Source organism: Motilibacter rhizosphaerae, from assembly GCF_004216915.1.
In the GTDB taxonomy this organism is placed as follows: Bacteria; Actinomycetota; Actinomycetes; order Motilibacterales; family Motilibacteraceae; genus Motilibacter; species Motilibacter rhizosphaerae.
Genome location: NZ_SGXD01000003.1, coordinates 455085 through 472317 on the forward strand (window position 1 = coordinate 455085; position 17233 = coordinate 472317).

14 protein-coding genes are annotated in these 17233 nt (G+C 76.2%); 4 read left to right on the forward strand and 10 right to left on the reverse strand.

The window, feature by feature from the left end:
* Positions 1–14 precede the first annotated feature (14 nt).
* Positions 15–854, forward strand: a complete 840-nt coding sequence (locus EV189_RS12935; RefSeq protein WP_231116358.1) for an endonuclease/exonuclease/phosphatase family protein — start codon at positions 15–17, stop codon at positions 852–854.
* Here EV189_RS12935 and EV189_RS12940 read toward each other — a convergent pair.
* The 8 genes from EV189_RS12940 to EV189_RS12975 all read right to left on the reverse strand — a co-directional run bounded on the left by EV189_RS12940 (position 811) and on the right by EV189_RS12975 (position 13063).
* Positions 811–4062 (reverse strand): ATP-dependent helicase, encoded by a 3252-nt coding sequence (locus EV189_RS12940; RefSeq protein WP_130493352.1) that lies wholly within the window; start codon positions 4060–4062, stop codon positions 811–813. The genes EV189_RS12935 and EV189_RS12940 overlap by 44 nt on opposite strands.
* Positions 4059–7367, reverse strand: coding sequence for an ATP-dependent helicase (locus EV189_RS12945; RefSeq protein WP_130493353.1), 3309 nt, complete (start codon positions 7365–7367; stop codon positions 4059–4061). Before EV189_RS12945 ends, EV189_RS12940 begins: the two co-directional genes overlap by 4 nt.
* Before the next feature lie 83 nt (positions 7368–7450).
* Complete coding sequence (locus EV189_RS12950) at positions 7451–7942, reverse strand: hypothetical protein (protein ID WP_130493354.1); 492 nt, start codon at positions 7940–7942, stop codon at positions 7451–7453.
* Between the two features lie 50 nt (positions 7943–7992).
* Entirely contained in the window at positions 7993–8721 is a 729-nt protein-coding gene (locus EV189_RS12955; protein WP_196788573.1) for a hypothetical protein, read from the reverse strand.
* An 8-nt stretch (positions 8722–8729) separates the two neighbouring features.
* Positions 8730–10007: an ABC transporter permease gene (locus EV189_RS12960; protein ID WP_130493355.1), complete on the reverse strand. Its 1278-nt coding sequence runs from the start codon at positions 10005–10007 to the stop codon at positions 8730–8732.
* Positions 10004–10672, reverse strand: coding sequence for an ABC transporter ATP-binding protein (locus tag EV189_RS12965; RefSeq protein ID WP_130493784.1), 669 nt, complete (start codon positions 10670–10672; stop codon positions 10004–10006). The genes EV189_RS12960 and EV189_RS12965 overlap by 4 nt, the downstream gene beginning before the upstream one ends.
* Before the next feature lie 32 nt (positions 10673–10704).
* Positions 10705–12363, reverse strand: a complete 1659-nt coding sequence (locus EV189_RS12970; protein ID WP_130493356.1) for an HlyD family efflux transporter periplasmic adaptor subunit — start codon at positions 12361–12363, stop codon at positions 10705–10707.
* Between the two features lie 91 nt (positions 12364–12454).
* Complete coding sequence (locus EV189_RS12975) at positions 12455–13063, reverse strand: DJ-1/PfpI family protein (RefSeq protein WP_130493357.1); 609 nt, start codon at positions 13061–13063, stop codon at positions 12455–12457.
* Between the two features lie 85 nt (positions 13064–13148).
* Between EV189_RS12975 and EV189_RS12980 the strand changes: the two genes are divergently transcribed.
* From EV189_RS12980 to EV189_RS12990, 3 genes are read left to right on the forward strand one after another with little or no spacing between them, the layout of a single operon-like run.
* Positions 13149–14093 carry a GlxA family transcriptional regulator gene (locus tag EV189_RS12980; protein ID WP_130493358.1) on the forward strand — a complete coding sequence of 315 codons (945 nt, stop codon included), beginning with the start codon at positions 13149–13151 and terminating at the stop codon, positions 14091–14093.
* A gap of 40 nt (positions 14094–14133) precedes the next feature.
* Complete coding sequence (locus EV189_RS12985) at positions 14134–15027, forward strand: SDR family oxidoreductase (RefSeq protein ID WP_130493359.1); 894 nt, start codon at positions 14134–14136, stop codon at positions 15025–15027.
* Between the two features lie 47 nt (positions 15028–15074).
* The gene (locus tag EV189_RS12990; RefSeq protein WP_130493360.1) at positions 15075–15491 is read left to right on the forward strand and encodes a beta-ketoacyl-[acyl-carrier-protein] synthase family protein; all 417 of its coding nucleotides are present in this window, start codon (positions 15075–15077) and stop codon (positions 15489–15491) included.
* A gap of 55 nt (positions 15492–15546) precedes the next feature.
* On the opposite strand, the gene EV189_RS12995 is transcribed toward EV189_RS12990, so the two are convergent.
* Together EV189_RS12995 and moeZ are read right to left on the reverse strand one after the other, a co-directional pair.
* Positions 15547–15852, reverse strand: a complete 306-nt coding sequence (locus tag EV189_RS12995; protein WP_130493361.1) for an MGMT family protein — start codon at positions 15850–15852, stop codon at positions 15547–15549.
* A gap of 73 nt (positions 15853–15925) precedes the next feature.
* Positions 15926–17101 (reverse strand): adenylyltransferase/sulfurtransferase MoeZ, encoded by a 1176-nt coding sequence (gene moeZ, locus EV189_RS13000; RefSeq protein WP_130493362.1) that lies wholly within the window; start codon positions 17099–17101, stop codon positions 15926–15928.
* Positions 17102–17233: the final 132 nt, after the last annotated feature.

Sequence of the window (17233 nt, forward strand, 5' to 3'; positions counted from 1 at the left end):
GGGATGCTGGGCAGGTGAGCGACCGGCTGCGCCTGACGACCGCGAACCTCCTGCACGGCGTGGCCCCGCGGTCGGGCGCCCCTGACGCTGACGCGCTGCGGGCGGCGTACGGCCTGGTCGACGCCGACGTGCTGGCGCTGCAGGAGGTCGACCGGCACCAGCCCCGCTCGGGCGGGGTCGACCAGGCCGGGCTGGCCGCCGACGTGCTCGGCGCCGCGGACGTGCGCTTCGTGGCGACGGTGCGCGGCACACCGGGTCGGCGCAAGGACTGGTCACCGCTGCCGGTGCCCGCGGTGCCGCTGCCCGTGGCCCCGGTCGGCCCGGAGTACGGCGTCGCCCTCGTCTCCCGGCTGCCGGTGCTGCGCTGGGCCTCGATCGGTCTGCCGGGGGCGCCCCTCGGCCTGCCGCTCGTCGTGCCCGGGCCGAAGGGACGCCCGGTCGTCGTCCCGGTCGCCGACGAGCCGCGGGCGGCGCTCGCCGCCGTGGTCGAGACTGCCGCCGGACCGCTCAGCGTCATCACCGCGCACCTGTCGTTCGTGCCCGGGTGGAACGCCTGGCAGCTGCGCCGCGTCGTGGCCTGGGCCCGGGCGGAGCTGCCCGGGCCGCGCGTGCTCCTCGGGGACCTCAACCTGCCGACCTCGCTGGCCGCCGCGGCCAGCGGGTGGCAGCGGCTGACGCGGGAGGCGAGCTGGCCGGCCGCCGCGCCGCGCGTCTCGCTCGACGGCGTGCTCGGCGACCGGGTCGGCGCCGGCGGCTGGCGCGTGGCCTCCTCGTGCTCGCACGCGCTGCCCGTGGGCGACCACGCGGCGCTCAGCGTGGAGCTGGTGCGGGCGCTCCCGCCGTCGCACGGCTGAGCAGCCGCTCCAGCTGCGCACGCCCGGGCAGCCGCGCGGGCCGCTCGACCTCGCCGGTGCGGACGTGCACGAAGCTCGCGGTCACGGCCTCGGGTGCCAGCCCGTGCAGCTCGGCCCAGGCGAGCCGGTAGACCGCCAGCTGCAGCGGGTCCGCCGGCTCGCGGCCGGTCTTCCAGTCGACGACCTCGTCGCCGTCCGGCGTGCGGTAGACGGCGTCGATGCGCCCGCGCACGACGCGGCCGCCGAGCACCACCTCGAACGGCGCCTCGACGGCGTGGGGCGCCCGCTCGGCGTACGGCGTGGCGAGGAACGCGCGCTGCAGCTCCTCGAGCGGAGCGTCCAGCTCCAGCCCCTCGTCGGCGGCGCCCGGCAGGTCGTCGGCCGCCAGCAGCGGCTGCTGGGCGAAGCGCGCCTCCACCCAGGAGTGGAACGCGGTGCCGCGCCGAGCGGCCGCCACCGGCGGACGGGGTACGGGCCGGACGAGGTCCGCGGCCAGCCCCTGCGGGTCCTGCGCGAGCCGGAGCAGCTGCGTCGTCGAGAGCGTCGCCGGCAGCGGGACCTCCCGCACCGGCGTGCGCAGCCGCTCGAGCTCCGTGACGAGCAGCTCGAGGTCGCGGTCCCACCCGGCGACCACCTCGGCCTCGCGCGGGTCGAGCCCGTCGTCCGCTGCGTCCGCTCCCCCCTCGGCGAGCAGCGCGAGGACGTCGCCGGCCGCGCTGCGCCGCCGCTCGAGGGCGGCGGGCTCGAGCGGGGCCGGGAAGGTCCAGGCGCCCGTCCCCTGCTCGCGCAGGGGGTTGGCCTCGTCCGCCTCCGGGGGCTCCGCCCAGGCGGCCACCGTCCCTCCGCCGGCGAGGCAGTGCGCGCGCACCTCCTCGAGGTACGGCGACGGGCCGCGCGGCCGCTTCTGCGTCGGGCCCCACCAGGAGCCGCTGGCGATGAGCGTGCTGCGCGCGCGGGTCAGGGCGACGTAGCCCAGCCGGCGCTCCTCGACGAGCGAGGCCTCGCGCTCCGCGGCGACGTACGCGTCGATCTCCGGCCCGGTCAGCCCGTCGAGCGCGGGCAGGGTCGCGGCGTCCCCGCGCAGCGGCGTGGGGAGCACGCTCGAGGTGCTGGTCCAGCGCGCCCGCCCGCGCTTGGCCGGGAAGACGTCCTTGCTCAGGCTGGGCAGGACGACGACCTCCCACTCGAGCCCCTTGGACTTGTGCGCGGTCAGCAGCTTGACGGCGTCGGCGGTGCTGGGGGCGGTGGTGTCGAGCCCGCGGTCGAACTCGTCGGCGGCGCGCAGGAACGCGAGGAACGCGGTGGCCGAGGCCGCCCCGTCGAGGTCGACGAAGCGCGCGGCGACGTCGAGGAACGCCGACAGCGACTCCGCGCGCCCGGCGGCGACCGCCGAGGGGCTCGCGGCGAGCTCGACGTCGAGCCCGGTGAGCGCCGGGATCGCGGTGAGCACCTCGAGCAGCGGCTCCCCGAGGATGCGGCGCACCTGGGCGACCTCCGCCGCGAAGGCCGCGAACCGGGCGCGCGCCTCCGGGCTGTACGCCTGCTCCCCCGGGCTCTCCACCGCGTCGAGCAGGGCGACGACGTCGGCCGGGTCGACCCCGGAGACGGCCTCGGCGAGCGCGGCGTCCACGCGAGCGGTGCCGCTCGCCTCCTCGTCGGGCCCGCCGGCGACCGGCCGCACCAGCTGGCGGGCCCGTCGGCCGAGCAGCGCCAGGTCGCGCGGGCCGACCCGCCAGCGCGGTCCGGTGAGCAGGCGGACGAGCGCGGCGTTGGCCGTCGGCTCGGTCGCGAGCTCGAGCAGGGCGACGACGTCGGCGACCTCGGGCAGGGCCAGCAGCCCGCCGAGCCCCACGACCTCGACGGGCACGTCGCGCTCGGCCAGCGCCGCGTGCAGCGCGGCGAAGTCGCTGCGGGCGCGGACCAGGACGGCCACCTCCGCGGGCGGCGTCCCCGCGTCGAGGGCGGCGCGCACCTGGTCGGCGCACCAGGCGACCTCCTCGGCGTAGGTCCGGTGCAGCGCCACCACCGCCGTCCCCTGGCCCTGGCGCGCGGCGCACGGCTGCAACGGCTCCACCTGGTGGCGCACCTGGAGCGACCGCGCAAGGGAGTTGGCGAGCTCGAGCAGCCGGGAGCCGCTGCGGCGGTTCTCGACGAGGCTGTAGCGCGGCGCGGGCCGCCCGTCGCGGTCGGGGAAGTGCTCGGGGAACTCGTCGAGGTTGGCGACCGACGCGCCGCGCCACCCGTAGATCGCCTGGCAGGGGTCGCCCACCGCGGTGACGGGGTGGCCGCCGCCGAACGCGCCGGTGAGCATGCGCCGCTGCGCGACGGAGGTGTCCTGGTACTCGTCGAGGAGCACCACGGCGTAGCGCTCGCGCAGCGCCTCGCCCACCTCGGGGTGCCCCTCGGCCAGCCGCGCGGCGAGCGAGAGCTGGTCGCCGAAGTCGAGCAGCGCCCGGGCGGACTTCTCCGCCCGGTAGGCCTCGACCAGCGTGGACAGCTCGAGCCGCGCCTGCGCGGTCTCGGCCAGCCCCAGCACCTTCCGGGTCTGCCGGGGTGCGGCGGCCACCTCGGCGATGAGGGCGCGGTCCTCGGCCCGCAGCTCCTCGAGCTCGACGAGGTGCTCGGCCAGCTCGCCGTCGAGGTCGAGCAGGTCCGTGACGAGCGAGGCCACCTGCTTGGTCAGCGCCAGGAACGGCCCGGGGGCACGGCGCACGACGCGCTCGGCGAGCTGGAAGCGCGTGGCGTCGGCGAGCAGGGCCGCACGGGGCTCGACGCCGAGGCGCAGCCCGTGCTCGCGCACCAGCTCGCCGGCGAAGGCGTGGTAGGTCGAGATGGTCGGGGGCAGCTCGTCCGTGCCCTCGATGCCCTCGCCTCGTTCGGACGTCCCGCTCGTGCGGCCGGCGGGGGGAGCGGAGGGGACCGGGGAGGGCGCCAGCCCGGCGCGCGCCAGCGCGGCGCGCACCCGGGCGTCGAGCTCGGCGGCGGCCTTGTTGGTGAAGGTCAGGCCCAGCACCCGGCCCGCGGGCACCGCGCCCGTGCCGACGAGCCAGACGACCCGGGCGGCCATGACGGTGGTCTTGCCGCTCCCCGCACCGGCGACGACCACGCCGGGCGCGAGGGGCGCGGTGGCGGCCGCGAGCTGCGGCTCGCTGAAGGGCACGCCGAGCAGGTCGCGCAGCTGCTCGGGACGGCGCAGCGGCGCGCTCACTCGACCACCTGCCGTCCCTCGGGCTGCGCGGGGCAGGCGCGGCGGAACGAGCACCGCGAGCACTGCTCCCCCGGCGTCGGGGCGAACCGCTCGGCGCGCACCGCGCCCGCGGCGTCGGCGACGAGCTCCTCGGCCCAGCTGGGACCGCCGTCGTCCGCCGGCTGCAGCGGGGCCTGGGACTGGACCTTGACCGAGCCCGCGGACTCGAGGCGCAGGTGGACGAGCTCGGCCCCGCCCGGCGGCGACCCCGCGGGCGGCGCACCCGGGAGGTCGGCGAACGCGCCGTGCTCGACCGCCAGCTGGTACGCGCCGAGCTGCGGGTGCCGCGCCACCTCGCCGGGGCCCGGCGCCGAGCGGCCGGTCTTGAAGTCGACGACGTGGAGGCGGCCGTCGCCGTCGAGCTCGAGCCGGTCGGCGCTCCCGCGCAGCCGGACCGGCCCGTCGGGCAGGACGACCTGCACCTCGAACCGCTCCTCCGAGCCCAGCAGGCGGCGCCCCCGCTGCGCGGTCAGGGCGTGCCAGTCGAGGAAGCGGCGGACGGCGGCGCTCGCCTCGGCGCGCTGCTGCGCCGACTGCCAGCGCGCCTCGAAGGCGAGCTCGCTCCACACCGCGTCGATGCGCGCGTCGAGCACGGCGGGGTCGGCCGGCAGCGTGCCGCGGGCGACCTCGTCGGCGAGGACGTGGACGATGCTGCCGAACCCGAGCGCGGTGGTCCGCGCGCTGACGGCGGCGGCCTCGTGCTCGAGGAACCACGCCAGGGGGCAGTCGCCCAGCCGCTGCAGCGTGGAGCCGGACAGCGCCACCGGCGCCCCCTCGGCCAGCAGCGGACGGCCCGGGTCGCTGGTGGCGACGAGCCCCCACCAGCGCGACGGGTGCGCGGCCGGGACGAGGGGCAGCCCGGCGGCATCGGTCGCGGCCGCGAGGCGCGCCAGCCGGGCGCGGGCCGCGCGGCGCAGCCCCTCGGGCTCGTCCGGGTCGACGGCGACGCGGCGCAGCTCCGCGACGAGCCCGGCGGCGGTGAGCGGGCGCCGGGCACGACGGCCCTGCGGCTCGACCGGGACCCCGAGCTCCTCGAGGAAGCGGGAGGGGCGCTCGCCGTCGTCGTCGCCGCTGGCCACCGCCGTGACGACGAGCAGGCGGCGGGCGCGGGTCACCGCGACGTACAGCAGCCGGCGCTCCTCGGCGAGCTGGTCGCTCGGGGAGGGCGGCTCGACCAGCCCGTCGACGCCGAGCCGGTCGGGCTCGAGCAGCGAGCCGCGGCGGCGCAGGTCGGGCCAGGAGCCCTCCTGCACCCCGACGACGGCGACGACGTCCCACTCGAGCCCCTTGGAGCGGTGGGCGGTGAGCACGCGGACCGCCTCGCCTCGCACGGCCCGCTCGGCGAGGGTGTCCCCGGGGATGCGCTGCGCCTCGAGCTCCTCGAGGAGCAGGCGGGCACCGCGGACACCGGGGCGCTGCTCGAGCCGCGCCGCCGCCTCGAACAGCGCGCACACCGCGTCGAGGTCGCGGTCGGCGCTGCGCCCGGCCGGTCCGCCGGCGCGCGCGGCGCGCTCCAGCCGGCGTCCCCAGGCCGTCCCGCTCCACAGCGCCCAGAGCGCCTGCTCGCCGGTGCCGCCGTCCGCCAGCGACTGCCGGGCGCGCTCGAGCAGCCGGCCCAGCCGCCGCACGGGCGCGGCCAGGCGGTCCTCGAGCAGGGCGAGCTCCTCCGGGTGCTCGACGGCGGTCCGCAGCAGCTCGTCGGACGAGGCCGGGGCCAGCCCGGCGGTCCGCTGCTGGGCCCGCAGCTCGCGGGCGAGCGAGCGCAGCGCGCCCGGCTCGGCCGAGCAGAGCGGCGAGAGCAGCAGCGTGCGCACCTGGTCGGTGCTGGCGCGGCCGCCGTCGGCTCCCATCCCGGCCGCCACCCGCAGGGCGAGCAGCAGCGGGGCGACCGCGGGCTCCTGCGCGAGCGGGAGCTCGTCGCCGGCGACCTCGACGGGCACGCCTGCGGCGCCGAGCACCCGGCGCAGCAGCGGCACGGAGCGCGGGCCGCTGCGGACGAGCACGGCCATCCGGCCCCACGGGGTGCCGTCCTCGAGGTGCGCGCGGCGCAGCAGGTCGGCGACGGCCCCGGCCTCGGCGGCCGCCGTCGGGAACGTGAGCACCCGCACCTCCCCCGGCTCGGCGCTGCCGGGCGCGAGCGCGCGGTGCGCGCGCACGGCGTCGCGCGGGAGCGCCCGGACGGGGACCCGCGAGGCGACCGACCGGCTCGCCGCGAGCAGCCGCTCCCCCGCGCGCCGCGAGACCGCCAGGGTGCGCACGGGGGCGGGGGTGCCGTCGTGCTGGGGGAACCGCGTGGGGAACTCGAGGATCCCGCTGACGTCCGCGCCGCGGAAGGCGTAGATCGACTGGTCCGGGTCGCCGACCGCGACGAGGTGGCGGCCGTCGCCCGCGAGGGCGCGGAGCAGCCGCTCCTGCGCGGGGTCGGTGTCCTGGTACTCGTCGACCAGCACCGCGCGGTAGCGCTCGCGCAGGGCCGCCCGGACCGCAGGCTGCTCGGCCAGCAGCCCGGCGCGGTGCACCAGCTCGGCGTAGTCCACCGCCAGGGAGGAGTCGAGGACGTCGAGGTACTCCGCCTGGAACTCGGCCACCGCCGCCCAGTCCTCGCGACCCGCCGCCCGTGCCGCCCGCTGGAGGTCCGGCGGCTCGAGGCCGAGCTCCCGTGCCCGGGCGAGGACGGCGCGCACCTCGTCGGCCATCCCGCGGGTGGACAGCGCCGCCGCCAGCCGGTCCGGCCAGCGCACGGAGCCCTCGCCCTCCTGCGAGCCGCGGAGCAGCTCGGCGACGACGACCTCCTGCTCGGGGGCGCTGAGCAGGCGCAGCGGCTCGCCCTCGGCGGGCGCGTGGGCGCGCACCAGCGCGTACGCGAAGGAGTGGAAGGTCCACGCGACGGGCGCACCGGTCGGACGGCCGAGCCGGGCGGTGGTGCGCGAGCGCAGCTCGTCGGCCGCACGCCGGCTGAAGGTGAGCACGAGCACGGAGGCGGGGTCGAGCGGCCGCTCCGGGTCCTCCACCAGGCTCGCGACCGACTCGACGAGCGTCGTCGTCTTGCCGGTCCCCGGCCCCGCGAGGACGAGCAGCGGGCCGTCGCGGTGCGCGGCGACGGCGGCCTGCGCGGCGTCGAGGACCGGGGGCGCGGACGGGGCGGTGGCGCCCGGGACGAGGACGTAGCCCGGCGGCGGGGCGAGGTCGAACAGCGCGGCCTGCGCCGCCGTCACGGGGACGGCGGCGCGGCGCGCTCGGGCGGGGGCTGGCGACGTGCTCGGCATGACGGGGACATGGCACCACACGCCACTGACAGCCACGCCCCCGCCGAGCCGCTGCGCGGGCGGGCGACTCCCGGGGCCGCGCCTCAGCCGCCCGCGGCCCCGGACGCCGCCGGCCGAGGGGCGAAGGTCGGGAGGGTCAGGCCGCACGCCTTGATCGCGGCCTGGGCCTGGGGGTCCTGGGTGATGCGCCCCAGGCCGCCGCCGCCGAAGCCGCCGGGGCGCCCGCCGCGCGCACCGGGCGTGAAGCCCGGGCGCGGCGTGGCTCCAGGGGTGAAGCGGGGGCGCGGGCTCGCTCCAGGGGTGTACCCCGGGCGGGCGCTCGGCGTCGGCACCGGGATGCCGGCCGCCTGCAGGCACTGGCGGATCTTGGTGAACTCCGCGGCCATCTGCGGGTCCTGCCGGAAGCCGCCGGAGCGCGGGGCGCCGCTCGCGGCAGGAGCAGGCGCGGCAGCCGACGCCGTGCCGCTCGAGCCGCTCGAGCCGCCCGACCCGCCGCAGGCGGTGAGGACGAGGCTGCCGCCGAGGACGACGGCGCCGGCGGCGAGGACCGACCTGGCCCGGGTGGTGGAGAGCATGGGGTTCCGTCTCTGTGGTGTGCGAGGAGTGGGGCGGTGGGCGGCGGCCGTCATCCGGCGCTCTGGGTCAACGCGCTGGCCGTGACGCTGCCGTCGGTGCCGGCCGTGCCGCTGACGGACACGGTCGAGCCGGCCTCCAGCGCGCGGAGCGGAGTGGTCGTCGTCCGAGTCACGCTCGTGCCGGCCGGCACCTGGACGGTGACGAGCTTCCCGGCGAAGTTGCGCACGGTGACCGTGCTCCCGGAGACCTTGACCACGGTGCCGACGACCGCGGGGCCCGCCGCGGCGCTGGAGCCGGCGGCACCGCCCGTACCGGGTGCGCCCGCCGGAGCGCCGCCCGGCAGCTCCCCGGCGGCACCGCCGGCCTCCGCCCCGCTCCCCCGGCCGGTGCCGGTGCCGGTCCGCTGGCGGAACCCGCCGTACCCACCAGCGCCGAACCCGCCGGCACCGAGACCGCCGAGCCCCCCGGCACGCGCCCCGGCCGCCGGCGTCGTCCCCGAGGAGCGCAGCTCGTGGCGCTCGAGCGCCGCGCCCGCGACGAAGACCAGGACGACCAGCACCGCGCCGCCCAGCACCCGCGTCGTCCGCGGCAGGGCGGGCCCCGCGGTGCTCGCGAGCAGCTCGTCGAGGTCCCCGCTCCTCGCGCCCGTGGAGGTGTCCTCCGAGGAGAGGTAGTCCGCGGGGACGGCGCCCTCCACCGGCGGCAGCACCTGCGTGTGCGCCTCGTCCGCGGCGTGCCTGCCGAGCAGGTCGCCCGTCTCCGCACCTGTCCTGTCCATGCCGTCCCTCACTCGTAGCGCAGCGCGTCGATGGGCCGCAGCGAGGCGGCCCGGTTGGCGGGGTAGAGGCCGAAGACCAGACCGACGAGCACCGAGACGCCGAACGCCAGGGCGATGGAGTACGGCGCGACCACCGGGTGCACCCCGACGATCGAGAACCTCGAGCCCAGCAGGCCGACCGCGACCCCCGCGAGCCCGCCGAGGATCGAGAGCAGCACCGCCTCCAGCAGGAACTGCCCGACGATGTCGCCCTTCCTGGCCCCGATGGCCTTGCGGATGCCGATCTCGCGGGTCCGCTCGGTGACGGTGACGAGCATGATGTTCATGACGCCAATCCCGCCCACCAGCAGGCTGATCGCGGCCACCGAGGCCAGGAGCACGGTGAAGGTCCGGTTGCTCGACGTCGCCGCCGAGAGGATCGACGAGGACGAGCGGACCGTGTAGTCCGCGGTCGCGGCGGTCACGTGGTGCCGGCCGTCGAGGATGTCCGCCACCTCCGCCTCGGCGTTGCCCACCGCCCCGGCGGACCTCGCCTTCACCGAGATGCTCGACAGCGACGCGTACCCCGCGAGGGTGTCCTGCACCGCCGGCAGCGGTGCGACGATGCGGTCGTCGCCGCTCACCGGCCCCGTCGTCCCCTTGTCGGTGAGGATGCCGACGACCTCGAACTCCGCGCCGTTGAGGTGGATCGTCTTGCCGACGGCGTCGAACCCGTTGCCACCGACCAGGTCCGTCGCCACGTCGGTGCCGAGCAGGGCCACTCGGCGACGCTGGGCGTAGTCGTCCTCGCTGAACGGCGCCCCCTTCTGCACGCTGTCGTCGTCGATCGCGAGGTAGCTCGGCGAGGTGCCGACGAAGCTGCCGACGCTGTGGGTCGCCCCGTCGTACGTCGCGGTCACGGACGACACAGAGACGACCGGTGCCACGGACAGGATGTCCGGCGCCGAGGCCTCGTCGGTGAGCGCGAGCGCGTCGTCGAGGGTGAGCTCCGCCGTCCGCGTCTGGCTGCCCGAGCTGACCCGCCCCGCGCCGCCGGGCGCGAAGCCGCCGAACCCGCCCGTGGCACGGCGTCCTCCCGTGCCGCCCTGGGAGGCGGTCACCGTCAGCACGTTCGAGCCGAGCCGGTTGATCTGGTCGGCGACGGCCTTGCTCGACCCGGTGCCGACGGCGACGAGCACGATGACGGCCGCGACGCCGATGAGGATGCCGAGGGTCGTGAGCGCCGAGCGCAGCTTGTTCGCGGCGATGCCGCGCAGGGCGAACCGCAGGCTCTCGCGGAGGTTCACGAGACGGCCTGCAGGGACGCCGTGTCCGACGCGACGAGCCCGTCGCGCATGCGGACGACGCGACGCGACCGCTGGGCCACCTCGTCCTCGTGCGTGATGACGACGAGCGTGCGGCCCGCGGCGTGCAGCGCGTCGAACAGGTCGAGGACCTCGCCGGTGCTGCGGGAGTCCAGCGCGCCCGTCGGTTCGTCGGCCAGCAGCATCACCGGGTCGGTGACGATCGCCCGCGCCACCGCGACGCGCTGCTGCTGGCCGCCGGAGAGCTCCGAGGGCAGGTGGTGCACGCGCTCGCCGAGCCCGACCCGCTCGAGCGCGGCCAGCGCGCGCTCCCGCCGCTCGGCCGGCTTCACCCCGGCGTACGCGAGGGGGAGCTCGACGTTCGCCAGCGCGGACGTGCGCGGGATGAGGTTGAAGGACTGGAAGATGAAGCCGATCTTGCGGTTGCGCACGATGGACAGCTGGCGCTCGGTGAGGCGGCCGACGTCGTACCCGTCGAGAAGGTAGCGCCCCCTCGTCGGCGCGTCGAGGCACCCGAGGATGTTCATCAGCGTCGACTTGCCGGAGCCCGATGCGCCCATGATGGCGAGGTACTCCCCGCGCTCGGCGACGAGGTCCACCCCCGCGACTGCGCGCACCTCGGTGTCACCGGAGCCGTAGACCTTCATCACGGCGCGGAGGTCGATGACCGGCGCGGCGCTCACCGTCCACCCGGCCCGCCGCCGAACCCGCCTGCGCCGAACCCGCCGCCGCCGAAGCCGCTGCCACCGCCGGTGGTCGCGCCCGACGTCGTGGTCGTCGCCACGGCGAGCTGGTCTCCCGCGCTGACCCCGCTGAGGATCTGCGTGGAGGTGTTGCCGACCAGGCCGACGGTCACCGGGGTCACGACGCGCTTGCCGTCCTTGACCACCGTCACGGTGCTCGTCGTCCCGCGAGTGGTGACCGCGCTGCTCAGCACCGAGAGCGTGTCCGGTGCGCTGCCGGTGGTGATGGTGACGCTGACCGAGGCGCCCGGCTTCGCCCCGGCGGGTACGGAGCCGATCGAGACCGTGACGGGGTACTGCACGACGTTGCTGCTCGTCGTGCCCACCACGGCGACCTCGCTGACGGACCCGGACACGGTGGTGCCGGTCGCGGAGAACGTGATGCTGGCGGTCTGCCCGGCCTTGACCTTCGCGGCGTCGGCCTCGGCGACGTTCGCCGTCACCTGCAGGGCGGAGGCGTCGACCAGCGAGATGAACGCGCTGGACGAGGAGCCCGAGGACGAGCTGGACGACGTCGAGCCGCCGCCGGCGCCGCCCGAGCCGCTGGACCCCGAGCCGCTGGACCCTGAGCCGCTGCCGCCGCTCACGCTGCCGCTGCTGCCGACGGTGTCGCCCTCGGCGCCGTTGACCGCGGTGACCGTGCCCGCGAAGGGCGCGGTGAGGGTGGTCCCGGCGAGCGCGGTCTGCGCGTTGGTCACGGCCTGCTGCGCGCTCTCGACCGACGCCTTCGCCTGGGCGATGTCAGCACTGCTCCCGCCCGCCGCGTCGGAGGTCTGCGTCGCCTTCGCCTGGGCGAGGGAGTTCTGCGCCTCGTCGAGCGACTGCTGGGCGTACTCCACGGAGTTCGCGTCAGACAGCGCGACCTGCGCCTGCTGCTGCTTGGCCTTGGTCACGGCGTCGACGTAGGACGTGCCCGACGATCCGGACGAGCCCGAGGAACCGCTGCCGCTGCTGGAGCCTGAGGAACCGCTGGACCCTCCCGAGCCGGAGGACCCGCTCGACCCGGACGAGCCGCCGGCGGGCGCGCTCGCGGCCGGCCGCGCCGCCGCGTTCGTCGCCGTGGCGGCTGCGGCCTTGACCGCCGCGGCGACGTTCTCCGCCTGCTGCTTGGCATCCAGCGCCCGCTGGGCCTTGGCCTGGGCCAGCGCCGTCGTCGCCTTCGCGACCGAGAGCTCCGCCTGCTCGACCGCGAGGGCGTCCTTCGTCGCCGTCGTCGAGTCGGCTCCGCCCTCCTTGCTCGTCAGGTCGGCCTGCGCCGACGCGAGCTGCGCCTCGGCTGACGCGAGCGCCGCGTCCGCCGTGGTGGTGTTGATCGTCGCCAGCTGCTGGCCCTTGCGGACCTTGTCGCCGACCTTCACCAGGACCGAGGTCACGGTGCCGCTGCTGCTGAACGACAACGAGGCGCTCTGCACGGGCTCGGCGTTGCCGCTCGCGGTGACCGACTGGCTCACAGTCCCGCGGACGGCCGTCGCCGTACGCGTCGTCGCCGTCTGCTGCGCCGAAGCCGGGTGGGTCACCAGCAGCCACGCTCCTGCACCTCCTCCCACGAGCAGGAGGGCGAGCACGACGTTCAGGACGAGGACGGTCCGCTTCATCGGCGGGCCCCGTCGGCGTACGGCAGCGGGATCACGGGCCAGACGGTGACGGCCGTCCCTGTGCGCAGGCTGTGCGAGGCCTGGCAGCGGGCTAGGAACCGCCCCCCGCCTGCTCGAGGCGGCGGACCACCGCGACCCGGCCCTGCGGCACGTACTCCATGCTGCGAGCCACGGCCTCAGCGCGCTCGCGCCCGGAGTACCGCTCCACGAACCAGATCCCGAGGTCGAGCCCGGCGGTGAGCCCTCCCGCGGTCACGCGGTCCCCGTCGTCGACGACCCGGGCGTCCGCGACGACGCCCGCGCCGTAGCCCGCGAGGTCGTCCAGGGCGCTCGCGTTAGTCACCGCGGGCCGGCCGTCGAGCAGGCCCGCGACCGCGAGCAGCAGGGCGCCGGTGCAGACACTCGCCAGCACCACGCCGGAGGAAGCGCTGGCCCGCAGCAGGTCCTGCGTCTCGGGCCGGTGCGCCTGCGTCCACGCCCCCTGCTCCGCGCGGTCGAGCCAGCCGCCGCCGGGCACGACGAGCACGTCGGGCGCGGTCAGCTCCGCCGCCTCGATGCGGACGCCGGCGCTGGACCGGACACTGCCCGCCCCGTCGACCCCGACCAGGACTACGTCCCACCCGCCGAGCCGCAGGGGCGTGAGCGGTCCGAACACGTCGAGGTCCTCGAAACCGTCGAACACCAGGATCTCTGCTCTCATGCAGGAGATCGTGGCCCTTGGTGGCGAGCACCGCCATTGGCCGGAGAGCCATCCTTCGGGAGGATCCTGCCACTACGCTCCTGCCGTGGCGCCACACCGCGTCGCCGTGCTCGCGCTCGACAGGGTCGTCACGCTCGACCTCGCGATCCCGGCGCACGTCTTCAGCTACACCGACGAGCTGCCCTACGTCGTCACCGTCTGCGGCGTACGCGCCGGCCAGGTGCGCACGACCGCCGGCTTCCCGGTCGTGGCCACCGCCGGGCTCGGCGCCCTGCGACGCGCCGACACCGTCGTCGTGCCGGGTTTCCACGCGCCGCCGGACGGGGTGCCGGAGGAGGTGCTGCGGGCGCTGCGGTCCTGCGCCCGCCGCGGCGCTCGGGTGATGTCGATCTGCACCGGCGCCTTCGCCCTGGCCGCCGCCGGGCTGCTCGACGGGCGCCGGGCGACCACCCACTGGATGCACGCCGAGGCGCTGGCGCGGGAGTACCCGCTCGTCGACGTGGACCCGCGTGTGCTCTACGTCGACGAGGGCCAGATCCTCACCTCCGCCGGCGTCGCCTCGGGCCTCGACCTCTGCCTGCACGTGATCCGCCAGGACCTCGGCGCCGAGGTCGCGGCCTCCATCGCCCGCCGGGTGGTCGTGGCGCCCCACCGTGACGGCGGACAGGCGCAGTACCTCGACGCCCCGCTGCCGGCCGAGGCGGGAGACTCGCTGGCAGCGACCAGGTCCTGGGCCGCGGAGCGCCTCGCCGAGCCGCTCACGGTCGCCGATCTCGCGGCGCACGCGCACGTGAGCCCGCGCACCCTCGCCCGCCGCTGGTCGACCGAGGCCGGGTGCTCCCCGCTGCGCTGGCTGCTCGTGCAGCGGGTCGGACTGGCCCGGCGCCTGCTCGAGACGACGGACCTGCCGCTGGAGCTCGTCGCGGGACGGGCGGGGCTGGGCAGTGCGGACAACCTGCGGCTGCACTTCCGCAAGGAGGTGGGGACGACGCCCTCGGCGTACCGGCGGACGTTCCGCGGCGTCGGTTAGGCGCCGGAATGTCGATCTCCGCCCTGGGCAGGCTCGGAGCATGGCTGACCAGTACACGTTCCAGGACCCGACGACGCAGTACCCCGACCCCGACATCGACAAGCAGCAGCAGGGCGGTCCGGGCCTCGCGGAGGACATGGACCCGCAGCCCGACCACGGCGAGCAGTCCTACCGCGGCACCGGCCGCCTCGAGGGGCGCAAGGCGCTCATCACCGGTGCCGACAGCGGCATCGGGCGCGCCGTCGCCATCGCGTACGCGCGGGAGGGCGCCGACGTGGTCCTGTCCTACCTGCCCGAGGAGGAGGAGGACGCCCAGCAGGTCGTCGAGCTGGTGGAGAAGGCGGGCCGCAAGGCCGTCACCGTCCCCGGCGACCTCAAGGACCGCGACTACTGCCGCGCCCTCGTCGCGAAGGCCGTGAGCGAGCTCGGCGGGCTCGACGTCCTCGTCAACGTCGCCGGGAAGCAGCAGTTCCACGAGGACATCACCGAGATCTCCGACGAGCAGTTCGACGACACGCTGAAGACCAACGTCTACGCGCTGTTCTGGCTCGTCAAGGCAGCCGTCCCGCACCTCACGCCCGGCTCGTCGATCATCAACACGTCCTCGATCCAGGCGTACTCCCCCGCACCGATCCTCGTGGACTACGCGACGACGAAGGCCGCGATCAACACGTTCTCGAAGGCCCTCGCGCAGCAGCTCGCCCCCAAGGGCATCCGCGTCAACGTCGTCGCTCCCGGCCCGGTGTGGACGCCGCTGCAGGTCGCCGGTGGCCAGCCGCCGGAGAAGCTGCCGTCGTTCGGCGAGCAGACCCCGCTCGGCCGCCCCGCGCAGCCCGCGGAGCTCGCCCCGCCGTACGTCTTCCTCGCGAGCCAGGAATCGAGCTACGTCACCGGCGAGACCCTCGCGGTCACCGGCGGCATGCCCACCCCGTAGTGGAGGCGGCACGGGGGCGCGGGACGTCCTGCTCGTAGGGTCATGGCATGACCTGGGACATCTACGCCCTGCGCGGACCCGGTGGCGCGCGCAACGTCGAGCAGATCCCCGAGGGCTGGCAGCCGCCGGCCATCGGGACGCACGACGAGGTGCGCGACCGGGTCCGCGCCGCGCTGCCGCAGGCCGACCTCAGCGACCCGCTGTGGGTCCGGCTCACCGGCGCCGACTGGCAGGTCGAGGCGCTGCTGGGCAAGGCCCCGCAGGTGCACGACGTCTCGATGTACGTCACCGGCGACAGCGGCGAGGCCGTCGAGGCGGTGCTGCAGCTGGCGCGGGCGCTGCGGGTCACCGCGTACGACACGGAGACGGGCGACATCCTCACGCCCGAGGCGCGCCCGCCGGTCGTCGCGGACGTCGACGACGACGAGGAGCGCCGTCCGTGGTGGAAGTTCTGGGGCCGCTGACCCTGAGCCCCTCGCACCCCGGGACTCCAGGGAGCAGCGAGGCCCGCGGCGGCTCCTAGGCCTGCCGCGCCTCGCCGTCCCAGCGGTGCCGCCGGAGGTCGACCCGGCCTCCCGCGGCGCGTACGCCCTCGGACCCCAGCAGCCGCAGCGCTTCCTCGGCCTTGTGCGGCGGGGGTGTCCCGTCCGCGCGGATGACGCGCCACCACGGCACTCCCCCGCCCCAGCGGGCCATGACCGCCCCGACGCCCCGGGGGCCGCCCTCGCCGAGCAGCTCGGCCACGTCGCCGTACGTCGTCACGCAGCCGACGGGGACGAGCGCGACGAGGTCGAGCACGCGCTCGGCGAAGGGCGTGGGCTGCACGCGGCGGACGCTAGCGCAGACGCGCGAGGGCCCGCGCGACCGGAGTCGCGCGGGCCCTTCGTGGAGCTCCGGTCTAGTACGCCGGCTGGCTCGGGTCGATCTGGCTGACCCAGGCGGAGACGCCACCACCGACGTGCACCGCGTCGGCGAGGCCGGCGCCCTTGAGCACCGCGAGCACCTCGGCGGAGCGCACGCCCGTCTTGCAGTGGAGCACGACCTGCTTGTCCTGCGGGAGCTTCTCCAGGGCGGAGCCGTTGAGGAACTCCCCCTTGGGGATGAGCACCGCGCCGGGGATCCGGTTGATGTCCCACTCGTTGGGCTCGCGGACGTCGACGAGGACGAAGTCGCGCTCGCCCTCCGTGCGCTCCTTGAGCCACTGCTCGAGCTGCTGGACCCCGATGGTCGAGCCCTTGACGGCCTCGGAGGCCTCCTCGGACACGGCACCGCAGAACGCCTCGTAGTCGCCGAGCAGCTCGGTGATCTTCGGGCTGCTGGGGTCCTTGCGCAGCTTGAGCGTCCGGTAGGACATCTCGAGTGCGTCGTAGACCATGAGCCGGCCGAGGAGCGGCTCGCCGATCCCGGTGATGAGCTTGATCGCCTCGGTGACCATGATCGAGCCGATCGAGGCGCACAGCACGCCGAGGACGCCGCCCTCGGCGCAGGACGGGACCATCCCGGGGGGCGGGGGCTCGGGGTAGAGGTCGCGGTAGTTCGGCCCGTGCTCGTCCCAGAAGACGCTGACCTGGCCCTCGAACCGGTAGATCGAGCCCCAGACGTAGGGCTTGCCGAGGAGGACCGCCGCGTCGTTGACGAGGTAGCGGGTCGCGAAGTTGTCCGTGCCGTCGAGGATGAGGTCGTACGGCTCGAAGATCCGCAGCACGTTGTCCTCGTCGAGGCGCTCCTCGTGGAGCACGACGTTCACGTACGGGTTGACCTCGGCCACGGACTCCTTGGCGGAGACCGCCTTCGGCTTGCCGATGTCGGACTGGCCGTGGATGACCTGGCGCTGCAGGTTGGACTCGTCGACCGTGTCGAAGTCGACGATGCCGAGCGTGCCGACGCCGGCCGCCGCGAGGTAGAGCAGCGCGGGGCTGCCGAGGCCGCCGGCGCCCACGACGAGCACCTTGGCGTTCTTCAGCCGCTTCTGACCGGCCATCCCGACATCGGGGATGATGAGGTGGCGCGAGTAGCGGCGCACCTCGTCGACCGTCAGCTCGGCTGCGGGCTCGACGAGCGGGGGCAAAGGCACGAGGACTCCTTCCGTCTTCCCGCCGCAACCGCGGTCGGCGGCGCGGCATTCCCCCCGGCGGTCCGGTCGGCCGTGGCACGTACCGAGGGCACGCACCGCCCGGCAGGGAGCGGGGACAAGCATCGCAGCACC